This is a genomic window from Cellulomonas sp. P4_B5_2, assembly GCF_056402235.1.
On sequence record NZ_JBFUHU010000141.1, the window covers coordinates 1 to 9,195 of the forward strand.

Genomic DNA, 9,195 nt, shown 5'->3' on the forward strand with positions numbered 1-9,195 from the left:
GCCCGGGAGCTTCGGCTCCCGGGCCCTTCTGTCGTGATGGATCAGTGCGAGTCCGGGTAGCCCGCGTACCCGTCGCCGTCGAGGTCGGTGCACAGGCCGTACGCATGCTCGGGGCCGAAGTCCTCGACGCAGTCGGCGTAGCCCACGATGTACCTGAACGGGCCCTCGACCTCTCCCGTCGCATCCGTGCAGTCGGGCGAGCCGTCGGCCGGGTCGCACAGCTCGCCGGGGGCGAGGGTCGGCGCCGGGGTGGGGGAGAGCGTCGGAGTCGGGGCGGCCATGCTCTGCGTGGCTGTCGGGGATGGTGCGGGAGCCGACGGCGTGGCTGCGGTGGACGTCCCTGGAGAGACGGCGGAGGACGGTCGGGCCGGGGCGGAGGTGCAGCTGGCGAGCACCAGGACGGCGACTCCGATCCCGAGGGCGCGTCCGGACAGTCGAGGCATGGCCGAACGGTAGCGCCGGCGGTCGGGGTTGTGGGGGAGATCACGCGGGACGAGCCCGCGGGTGTGACGGAGGCGATTGGAGTTCCCGGGCGCACTCTGGCACACTGTTCAGGTTGCCTAGTTGAGGGCGGCGCGTTCGCGCGCGCAGCACACGACAGGGCTCACACACGTGGAAGGCGTCTGGACCCCGGGATCACCCGGTGGTTGACGCCCGACAACAACCACCGATCTCGTGCCGGACACGGTACGCAGCGCAACGGTGTGTCGCGCCTAGCGACACGCCCGAGTGCGGGGGTCGGACGGGCCGGTTCCAAACAGAGGGAAGTAGAAGCGCCATGGCGGGACAGAAGATCCGCATCAGGCTCAAGTCCTACGACCACGAAGTCATCGACAGCTCGGCGCGCAAGATCGTCGACACGGTGACTCGCGCTGGTGCGTCGGTCGTGGGTCCGGTGCCGCTGCCGACGGAGAAGAACGTGTTCTGCGTCATCCGGTCGCCCCACAAGTACAAGGACAGCCGCGAGCACTTCGAGATGCGTACTCACAAGCGGCTCATCGACATCATCGATCCCACGCCGAAGGCCGTCGACTCGCTCATGCGTCTCGACCTGCCTGCGGACGTGAACATCGAGATCAAGCTCTGACGCTGGGAAGGAACTGATTTCTATGGTTACCCAGCAGAACGAGCGCGCAGTCACGGCTCTCCTCGGCACGAAGCTCGGCATGACCCAGGTGTGGGACGACAACGGTCGTCTCGTCCCGGTCACCGTCGTCGCTGTCGGGACGAACGTCGTGACCCAGGTGCGCTCCGCCGATGCTGACGGCTACGCCGCGGTCCAGCTGGCCCACGGCCAGATCGACCCGCGCAAGGTCACCAAGCCGCTGAAGGGCCACTTCGAGAAGGCCGGGGTCACCCCCCGCCGGCACGTGGCCGAGATCCGTACGCCGAACGCCTCCGAGTTCACGCTCGGCCAGGAGCTCACGGCCGCCCTCTTCGAGGCCGGCTCGCTCGTGGACGTCATCGGCACCACCAAGGGCAAGGGCACCGCCGGTGTCATGAAGCGTCACGGCTTCCACGGCGTCGGCGCCTCGCACGGTGCGCACCGCAACCACCRCAAGCCCGGCTCGATCGGTGGCGCTTCGACGCCGTCGCGCGTGTTCAAGGGCATCAAGATGGCCGGTCGCATGGGCGTGGACCGCCAGACCACCCAGAACCTGACCGTGCACGCCGTCGACGTCGAGCGGGGTTTCATCCTCGTCAAGGGTGCCGTCCCCGGCCCCAAGGGTGGCGTCGTGGTCGTGCGTTCCGCTGTGAAGGGGGCGTGACCATGAGTGACACGCTGACTGTCGACGTGGTCGACTCCGAGGGCAAGAAGGCCGGCTCGGCCGACCTGCCCGCGGACGTCTTCGACGTGCAGACCAACATCCCGCTGATCCACCAGGTCGTCGTCGCGCAGCTCGCGGCGGCTCGCCAGGGCACCCACGACACGAAGTCTCGTGGCGAGGTGCGCGGTGGTGGGCGCAAGCCGTACAAGCAGAAGGGCACCGGCCGCGCCCGTCAGGGTTCGACGCGTGCTCCGCAGTTCGCCGGTGGTGGCGTCGTCCACGGCCCCACCCCGCGTGACTACTCGCAGCGCACCCCCAAGAAGATGAAGGCCGCGGCGCTCCGCGGTGCTCTCTCGGACCGCGCTCGTGCCGGTCGCGTGCACGTCGTCTCGGGCTTCGCCCCGGGCACCGCGCCCTCGACCAAGTCCGCGCTCGCCGTGCTCGACAACCTGTCGGGGCGCAAGCACGTCCTGGTCGTCGTCGAGCGTCAGGACGAGATCACGTGGAAGTCGCTGCGGAACGTCGAGCGGGTGCACCTGCTGGTCTCTGACCAGCTCAACACCTACGACGTCCTGATCTCGGACGACGTCGTGTTCACGCAGGGCGCGCTCGACGCGTTCCTGGCGGGCCCCGTCAAGGGTGCCTCCGCTGTGGCCACGTCCTCCGAGTCCGAGGAGGAGACGAAGTGACCGACATCGGCAAGAACCCGCGCGACATCCTGATCGCGCCGGTCGTCTCCGAGAAGAGCTACGGCCTGCTCGACGAGGGGAAGTACACCTTCCTCGTCGACCCGCGGGCCAACAAGACCGAGATCAAGATTGCCGTCGAGCAGGTCTTCGGCGTCAAGGTCGACTCGGTCAACACCGCGAACCGGCAGGGCAAGGCCCGTCGGACCCGTTTCGGCATCGGCCGCCGCAAGGACACGAAGCGTGCGATCGTCACCCTCCGCGAGGGAACGATCGACATCTTCGGCGGTCCGGTCGGCTGAGCGAAGGACTGAGAACTCATGGGTATTCGTAAGTACAAGCCGACCACGCCGGGCCGTCGCGGCTCCAGCGTCGCCGACTTCGTCGAGATYACGCGATCCACGCCGGAGAAGTCGCTCGTCCGTCCCCTCCACAAGACGGGCGGCCGCAACTCCACGGGTCGCATCACCACGCGCCACCAGGGTGGCGGTCACAAGCGTGCATACCGCGTCATCGACTTCCGTCGTCATGACAAGGACGGCGTGCCGGCCAAGGTCGCTCACATCGAGTACGACCCCAACCGCACCGCCCGCATCGCGCTCCTGCACTACGCGGACGGCGAGAAGCGCTACATCATCGCGCCGAACAAGCTGTCGCAGGGCGACCGCATCGAGAACGGCCCCGGCGCCGACATCAAGCCSGGCAACAACCTGCCGCTGCGCAACATCCCGACCGGTACGGTCATCCACGCCATCGAGCTGCGGCCCGGTGGCGGTGCGAAGATCGCCCGCTCGGCTGGTGCGTCCGTGCAGCTCGTCGCCAAGGACGGCCCCTACGCCCAGCTGCGCATGCCGTCCGGTGAGATCCGCAACGTCGACCTGCGCTGCCGCGCCACGGTCGGCGAGGTGGGCAACGCCGAGCAGTCGAACATCAACTGGGGCAAGGCCGGCCGYATGCGCTGGAAGGGCAAGCGCCCGACCGTCCGTGGTGTCGCCATGAACCCGRTCGACCACCCGCACGGTGGTGGCGAGGGCAAGACGTCCGGTGGACGTCACCCCGTCAGCCCGTGGGGCCAGGCCGAGGGCCGTACCCGCCGTCCGAACAAGCCGAGCGACAAGCTCATCGTGCGCCGTCGGCGCACCGGCAAGAACAAGCGCTGATAGGAGCCTGAGATGCCACGTAGCCTGAAGAAGGGCCCGTTCGTCGACGGTCACCTGCAGAAGAAGGTCGACGTCCAGAACACCGCCGGCACGAAGAACGTCATCAAGACGTGGTCGCGCCGTTCGGTCATCACGCCGGACTTCCTCGGCCACACGTTCGCGGTGCACGACGGACGCAAGCACACCCCGGTGTTCGTGACGGAGGCGATGGTCGGGCACAAGCTCGGCGAGTTCGCCCCGACGCGGACGTTCCGCGGCCACGAGAAGGACGACCGGAAGGGTCGTCGCCGCTGACCCCCGGGTCAGCCAGGCGACGCCCTTAACCGGCAGAGACAAGAAGGCAGGACAGCAATGGAAGCCAAGGCGAAGGCGCGGTTCGTCCGCGTCACGCCCCAGAAGGCCCGGCGCGTCGTGGACCTCATCCGTGGCAAGCAGGCCGGCGAGGCTGTGGCGGTGCTGAAGTTCGCACCGCAGGCCGCGGGGGAGACGGTGCTCAAGGTTGTGGAGAGCGCGATCGCGAACGCTCGTGAGGCTGCCAAGCGCAGCAACGAGCGTCTCGACGAGGCGGACCTCTACATCTCCGAGGTGTTCGTCGACGAGGGTCCGACGCTCAAGCGGTTCCGTCCGCGAGCGCAGGGTCGGGCCAGCCAGATCCTCAAGCGGACGAGCCACATCACCGTGGTCGTCGCTGAGCGCGAGACGAAGGGACGGGCCCGATAGTGGGACAGAAAGTCAACCCGCTCGGGTACCGCCTGGGCATCACCACCGACCACCGGTCGCGTTGGTTCGCCGACTCGACCAAGCCGGGTCAGCGCTACCGCGACTACGTGGGCGAGGACGTCAAGATCCGCAAGCTCATGGCCACGGGCCTCGAGCGTGCCGGCATCGCCAAGGTCGAGATCGAGCGCACGCGTGACCGCGTCCGCGTCGACATCCACACCGCCCGCCCGGGCATCGTCATCGGGCGTCGTGGCGCGGAGGCCGACCGCATCCGCGGCGAGCTCGAGAAGCTCACGGGCAAGCAGGTGCAGCTGAACATCCTCGAGGTCAAGAACGCCGAGATCGAGGCTCAGCTGGTCGCCCAAGGCATCGCCGAGCAGCTGGCGAGCCGCGTCTCGTTCCGCCGCGCCATGCGCAAGGGCATCCAGTCGGCCCAGCGCGCCGGTGCCAAGGGCATCCGCGTGCAGGTCTCCGGCCGCCTCGGTGGCGCGGAGATGAGCCGCACGGAGTTCTACCGCGAGGGCCGTGTGCCCCTGCACACGCTCCGCGCGAACATCGACTACGGCTTCTTCGAGGCTCGCACCACCTTCGGGCGCATCGGCGTCAAGGTGTGGGTCTACAAGGGCGACATGACCGAGAAGGAGTTTGCTCGCGAGCAGGCGACCCAGGCCCCGCGCCCGGCTCGTGGCCCGCGGACGGACCGTGGCGAGCGCAGCGACCGTGGCCCCCGTGCCGCCGCTCCTCGTCGCGACCGTGCAGACGCTCCTGAGGCGACCGAGGCTGCCGCCGCTCCGGCGGAGGCCCCGGCTGCTGAGACCGGAACGGAGGCCTGAGCATGCTGATCCCGCGCAGGTTGAAGCACCGCAAGCAGCACCACCCGGGGCGCTCCGGCGCCGCGACCGGTGGTACCGCGATCTCCTTCGGTGACTACGGCATCCAGGCTCTCGAGCCCGCCTACGTCACCAACCGGCAGATCGAGGCTGCTCGTATCGCCATGACCCGCCACATCAAGCGTGGAGGGAAGGTCTGGATCAACATCTACCCGGACCGTCCCCTCACCAAGAAGCCTGCCGAGACCCGCATGGGTTCCGGCAAGGGTTCGCCGGAGTGGTGGATCGCCAACGTCAAGCCCGGCCGAGTTCTCTTCGAGCTCGCCGGCGTCCCGGAGCCCCTGGCTCGCGAGGCCATGCGCCGCGCGCAGCACAAGCTCCCGATGAAGACACGTTTTGTGGTTCGCGAGGGTGGTAACTGATGACTATCGGCACCAAGGAACTGGCTCCCAGCGAGCTGGACACCTTCGACGACGAGAAGCTTGTCGCCGAGCTGAAGAAGTCCAAGGAGGAGCTGTTCAACCTCCGCTTCCAGTCCGCGACGGGCCAGCTCGAGAGCCACGGGCGTCTCAAGGCCGTTCGCCGCGACATCGCGCGGATCTACACGATCCTGCGTGAGCGCGAGCTCGGCATCCGTACTGCCCCGAGCGCGAGCGAGTGAGACTGATGAGCGACGAGACGAACGAGAAGACGACCGCTGTCGCCGCGAAGCGCGGCGACCGCAAGACGCGCCGCGGCTACGTGGTCAGCGACAAGATGGAGAAGACCGTCGTGGTCGAGGTCGAGGACCGGGTCAAGCACCCGCTCTACGGCAAGGTCATCCGGCGGACGAGCAAGGTCAAGGCGCACGACGAGCTGGGCTCGGCGGGCGTGGGCGACCTCGTGGTCATCATGGAGACCCGGCCGCTGAGCGCCACCAAGCGGTGGCGCCTGGTCGAGGTCCTCGAGAAGGCCAAGTAAGCAGCACCACCCCCAGTTGCCCACGGGCGCCGGGTGGACGTCCTGGACACCACCCGGCGCGACGTGTGCATCACGGCAACTATCCGTTCGGCCAGGCTCGGGCCAACCCGGCGCGAGAACCCGCCAGACGACAGGAGTAGGTAATGATCCAGCAGGAGTCGCGACTTCGTGTCGCCGACAACACTGGTGCGAAGGAGATCCTTTGCATCCGTGTGCTCGGCGGCTCCGGCCGTCGCTACGCAGGCATCGGTGACGTCATCGTCGCCACCGTCAAGGACGCCATCCCCGGCGGCAACGTCAAGAAGGGCGACGTCGTCAAGGCTGTCATCGTGCGCACCCGCAAGGAGCGCCGCCGTCCGGACGGTTCGTACATCAAGTTCGACGAGAACGCCGCAGTGATCCTCAAGAACGACGGGGAGCCCCGTGGTACGCGCATCTTCGGCCCGGTGGGCCGCGAGCTGCGCGACAAGAAGTTCATGAAGATCATCTCGCTGGCACCGGAGGTGCTCTGACCATGGCGAAGATCAAGAAGGGCGACCTCGTCCTCGTCATCTCGGGCCGCGACAAGGGCAGCACCGGTCGCGTCCTCGAGGTTCTCGTCGAGTCGCAGCGGATCGTCGTCGAGGGCGTCCAGCGCGTGCAGAAGCACGTGAAGGCCGGCCAGACGCAGCGCGGCACGCGCACCGGCGGCATCGAGACCGTCGAGGCCCCCATCCACATCAGCAACGTGATGCTCGTGGACCCGGAGACCAAGAAGGGCACCCGGGTCGGCTACCGCACCGAGCAGGTCGAGCGCGACGGCCGTACCCGCACCGTTCGGGTCCGCGTCGCCAAGCGCTCCGGTAAGGACATCTGATGACCGAGACCACTCTCACGGCTCCGGCGCTCCCGCGTCTGAAGTCCAAGTACAACGACGAGATCCGCACCGCTCTCTTCGAGCAGTTCTCGCACGAGAACATCAACCAGGTCGCGCGCCTGGTGAAGGTCGTCGTGAACATGGGCGTCGGCGAGGCCGCCAAGGACTCCAAGCTCATCGAGGGCGCGATCCGCGACCTGACCCAGATCACGGGTCAGAAGCCGCAGGTCACCAAGGCTCGCAAGTCGATCGCGCAGTTCAAGCTGCGTGAGGGAATGCCCATCGGCGCCCACGTCACCCTGCGTGGCGACCGTGCCTGGGAGTTCCTGGACCGCCTGCTCTCCACCGCGCTGCCGCGCATCCGTGACTTCCGTGGCCTCTCGCCGCAGCAGTTCGACGGTCACGGCAACTACACCTTCGGCCTCGTGGAGCAGTCCGTGTTCCACGAGATCGACCAGGACAAGATCGATCGGGTCCGCGGCATGGACATCACGGTCGTCACGACGGCCGACACCGACGACGAGGGTCGCGCTTTCCTCAAGCTCCTCGGCTTCCCGTTCAAGGAGATCTGACCATGGCGAAGACTGCCCTCAAGAACAAGGCTGCTGCCAAGCCGAAGTTCGCAGTGCGTGGCTACACGCGCTGCCAGCGTTGCGGCCGGCCCCACTCGGTGTACCGCAAGTTCGGCCTGTGCCGAATCTGCGTGCGCGAGATGGCCCACCGCGGCGAGCTCCCCGGCGTCACCAAGAGCAGCTGGTAACCCACGCACCACGAACGTCGGTAGGTCCAGCCCCCACAAGGGCGGGATACCCCGGCGAGGAAGGGCGGAAGCCCCATGACCATGACCGACCCCATCGCAGACCTGCTCACGCGGCTGCGTAACGCGAACTCGGCTCACCACGACACCGTGCTGATCCCGTTCTCGAAGCTGAAGTCGCACATCGCGGAGATCCTCCAGGCGGAGGGCTACATCACGGGCTGGAAGGTTGAGGACGCCGTCGTCGGCAAGAACCTCATCATCGAGCTCAAGTACGGCCCCAACCGCGAGCGTGCGCTCGCCGGCGTGAAGCGCGTGTCCAAGCCGGGCCTGCGCGTGTACGCCAAGTCGACCAACCTGCCCAAGGTGCTCGGCGGCCTGGGCGTGGCGATCCTGTCCACGTCCTCCGGTCTCCTCACCGACAAGCAGGCCGCCAAGAAGGGCGTGGGTGGGGAAGTCCTCGCCTACGTCTGGTAAGTCCGAGACGGAAAGGAGCTAGCCATGTCCCGAATCGGCAGAGTCCCCGTCCCGGTCCCCACCGGCGTGGATGTCGACATCAACGGTGCCGTCGTGACGGTCAAGGGCCCCAAGGGCACCCTGACGCACACGGTCGCCGCACCCATCGAGGTCGCGCGCGACGAGGCAGGTGCCCTCGTGGTCACCCGCCCCGACGACGAGCGCGCCTCGCGCTCGCTGCACGGCCTCACCCGCACGCTGCTGGCCAACCTGGTCATCGGTGTGACGGAGGGCTACGTCAAGAAGCTCGAGATCGTCGGCACCGGTTACCGCGTGACCGCGAAGGGTGCGGACCTCGAGTTCGCGCTCGGCTTCAGCCACGCGGTCACGGTCAACCCGCCGGAGGGCATCACCTTCGTCGTCGAGGCACCCACCCGCTTCTCGGTGCAGGGCATCGACAAGCAGCAGGTGGGCGAGGTCGCCGCAAACATCCGCAAGATCCGCAAGCCCGAGCCGTACAAGGGCAAGGGCGTCCGGTACGCGGGCGAGAACGTGCGCCGCAAGGTCGGAAAGGCCGGTAAGTAATCATGGCTCTCAAGATCCTCGGCAAGGGCAAGCGTGTTGCCCGCCAGCGCCGCCACCTGCGCCTTCGCAAGAAGGTCGCCGGCTCGGCCGTGCGTCCCCGTCTCGTCGTGACCCGGTCCGCCCGGCACATCTCGGCGCAGGTCGTGGACGACGGCATCGGTCAGACGATCGTCTCCGCATCGACCCTCGAGGCCGACCTGCGCAGCTCGAACGACGACAAGACCGCCAAGGCCCGCAAGGTCGGCGAGCTCATCGCCGAGCGTGCGAAGGCTGCCGGCCTTGACGCTGTGGTCTTCGACCGCGGCGGCAACAAGTACCACGGCCGTGTCGCTGCGGTGGCCGACGGCGCTCGCGAGGGCGGTCTGAAGCTGTGACGACGACGAACTGCGACATGAAGAAGAGGACTCACTGATGGC

The 9,195-nt window shown here is 67.8% G+C and carries 19 protein-coding genes; 18 read left to right on the top strand and 1 reads right to left on the bottom strand.

Translation table 11 applies throughout. From position 1 onward, the window contains the following. Positions 1–41 precede the first annotated feature (41 nt). Positions 42–281 carry a hypothetical protein gene (locus AC1DUQ_RS11655; RefSeq protein ID WP_477061363.1) on the bottom strand — a complete coding sequence of 80 codons (240 nt, stop codon included), beginning with the start codon at positions 279–281 and terminating at the stop codon, positions 42–44. A gap of 497 nt (positions 282–778) precedes the next feature. On the opposite strand from AC1DUQ_RS11655, the gene rpsJ reads away from it, so the two are divergent. The 18 genes from rpsJ to rplR all read left to right on the top strand — a co-directional run bounded on the left by rpsJ (position 779) and on the right by rplR (position 9,153). Then, positions 779–1,087, top strand: a complete 309-nt coding sequence (gene rpsJ, locus AC1DUQ_RS11660; RefSeq protein WP_013117879.1) for a 30S ribosomal protein S10 — start codon at positions 779–781, stop codon at positions 1,085–1,087. Between the two features lie 22 nt (positions 1,088–1,109). Further along, entirely contained in the window at positions 1,110–1,769 is a 660-nt protein-coding gene (rplC, locus tag AC1DUQ_RS11665) for a 50S ribosomal protein L3 (RefSeq protein WP_477073836.1), read from the top strand. A 2-nt stretch (positions 1,770–1,771) separates the two neighbouring features. Then, a complete protein-coding gene (gene rplD, locus AC1DUQ_RS11670; RefSeq protein WP_056088914.1) occupies positions 1,772–2,458 on the top strand; it encodes a 50S ribosomal protein L4 in 687 nt (228 codons plus the stop codon). Beyond that, positions 2,455–2,757, top strand: coding sequence for a 50S ribosomal protein L23 (gene rplW / locus AC1DUQ_RS11675; RefSeq protein WP_056088917.1), 303 nt, complete (start codon positions 2,455–2,457; stop codon positions 2,755–2,757). Before rplD ends, rplW begins: the two co-directional genes overlap by 4 nt. An 18-nt stretch (positions 2,758–2,775) precedes the next feature. Next, positions 2,776–3,615 carry a 50S ribosomal protein L2 gene (gene rplB / locus AC1DUQ_RS11680; RefSeq protein WP_477073837.1) on the top strand — a complete coding sequence of 280 codons (840 nt, stop codon included), beginning with the start codon at positions 2,776–2,778 and terminating at the stop codon, positions 3,613–3,615. A 12-nt stretch (positions 3,616–3,627) separates the two neighbouring features. Then, entirely contained in the window at positions 3,628–3,909 is a 282-nt protein-coding gene (gene rpsS, locus AC1DUQ_RS11685) for a 30S ribosomal protein S19 (RefSeq protein WP_055912154.1), read from the top strand. Positions 3,910–3,966: 57 nt separating this feature from the next. Further along, on the top strand, positions 3,967–4,335 hold the full coding sequence (gene rplV / locus AC1DUQ_RS11690) for a 50S ribosomal protein L22 (RefSeq protein WP_056088920.1): 369 nt from the start codon (positions 3,967–3,969) through the stop codon (positions 4,333–4,335). Then, entirely contained in the window at positions 4,335–5,168 is an 834-nt protein-coding gene (gene rpsC, locus AC1DUQ_RS11695) for a 30S ribosomal protein S3 (protein WP_477061364.1), read from the top strand. Before rplV ends, rpsC begins: the two co-directional genes overlap by 1 nt. A 2-nt stretch (positions 5,169–5,170) precedes the next feature. Next, entirely contained in the window at positions 5,171–5,587 is a 417-nt protein-coding gene (gene rplP / locus AC1DUQ_RS11700; RefSeq protein ID WP_056088927.1) for a 50S ribosomal protein L16, read from the top strand. Beyond that, the gene (gene rpmC, locus AC1DUQ_RS11705) at positions 5,587–5,826 is read left to right on the top strand and encodes a 50S ribosomal protein L29 (protein ID WP_055912162.1); all 240 of its coding nucleotides are present in this window, start codon (positions 5,587–5,589) and stop codon (positions 5,824–5,826) included. Before rplP ends, rpmC begins: the two co-directional genes overlap by 1 nt. A 5-nt stretch (positions 5,827–5,831) precedes the next feature. Continuing rightward, the gene (gene rpsQ / locus AC1DUQ_RS11710) at positions 5,832–6,125 is read left to right on the top strand and encodes a 30S ribosomal protein S17 (RefSeq protein WP_477061365.1); all 294 of its coding nucleotides are present in this window, start codon (positions 5,832–5,834) and stop codon (positions 6,123–6,125) included. Between the two features lie 143 nt (positions 6,126–6,268). After that, positions 6,269–6,637 carry a 50S ribosomal protein L14 gene (gene rplN / locus AC1DUQ_RS11715; protein WP_034625870.1) on the top strand — a complete coding sequence of 123 codons (369 nt, stop codon included), beginning with the start codon at positions 6,269–6,271 and terminating at the stop codon, positions 6,635–6,637. 2 nt (positions 6,638–6,639) lie between these two features. Then, positions 6,640–6,981: a 50S ribosomal protein L24 gene (rplX, locus tag AC1DUQ_RS11720; protein WP_056088933.1), complete on the top strand. Its 342-nt coding sequence runs from the start codon at positions 6,640–6,642 to the stop codon at positions 6,979–6,981. Beyond that, a complete protein-coding gene (rplE, locus tag AC1DUQ_RS11725) occupies positions 6,981–7,553 on the top strand; it encodes a 50S ribosomal protein L5 (RefSeq protein ID WP_056088935.1) in 573 nt (190 codons plus the stop codon). The genes rplX and rplE overlap by 1 nt, the downstream gene beginning before the upstream one ends. A 2-nt stretch (positions 7,554–7,555) precedes the next feature. Continuing rightward, entirely contained in the window at positions 7,556–7,741 is a 186-nt protein-coding gene (locus AC1DUQ_RS11730; RefSeq protein ID WP_028045055.1) for a type Z 30S ribosomal protein S14, read from the top strand. 75 nt (positions 7,742–7,816) lie between these two features. Then, the gene (gene rpsH / locus AC1DUQ_RS11735; RefSeq protein ID WP_055912171.1) at positions 7,817–8,215 is read left to right on the top strand and encodes a 30S ribosomal protein S8; all 399 of its coding nucleotides are present in this window, start codon (positions 7,817–7,819) and stop codon (positions 8,213–8,215) included. Between the two features lie 24 nt (positions 8,216–8,239). Next, positions 8,240–8,779: a 50S ribosomal protein L6 gene (gene rplF / locus AC1DUQ_RS11740; protein WP_056088938.1), complete on the top strand. Its 540-nt coding sequence runs from the start codon at positions 8,240–8,242 to the stop codon at positions 8,777–8,779. Positions 8,780–8,781: 2 nt separating this feature from the next. After that, the gene (gene rplR / locus AC1DUQ_RS11745) at positions 8,782–9,153 is read left to right on the top strand and encodes a 50S ribosomal protein L18 (RefSeq protein WP_477061366.1); all 372 of its coding nucleotides are present in this window, start codon (positions 8,782–8,784) and stop codon (positions 9,151–9,153) included. Positions 9,154–9,195: the final 42 nt, after the last annotated feature.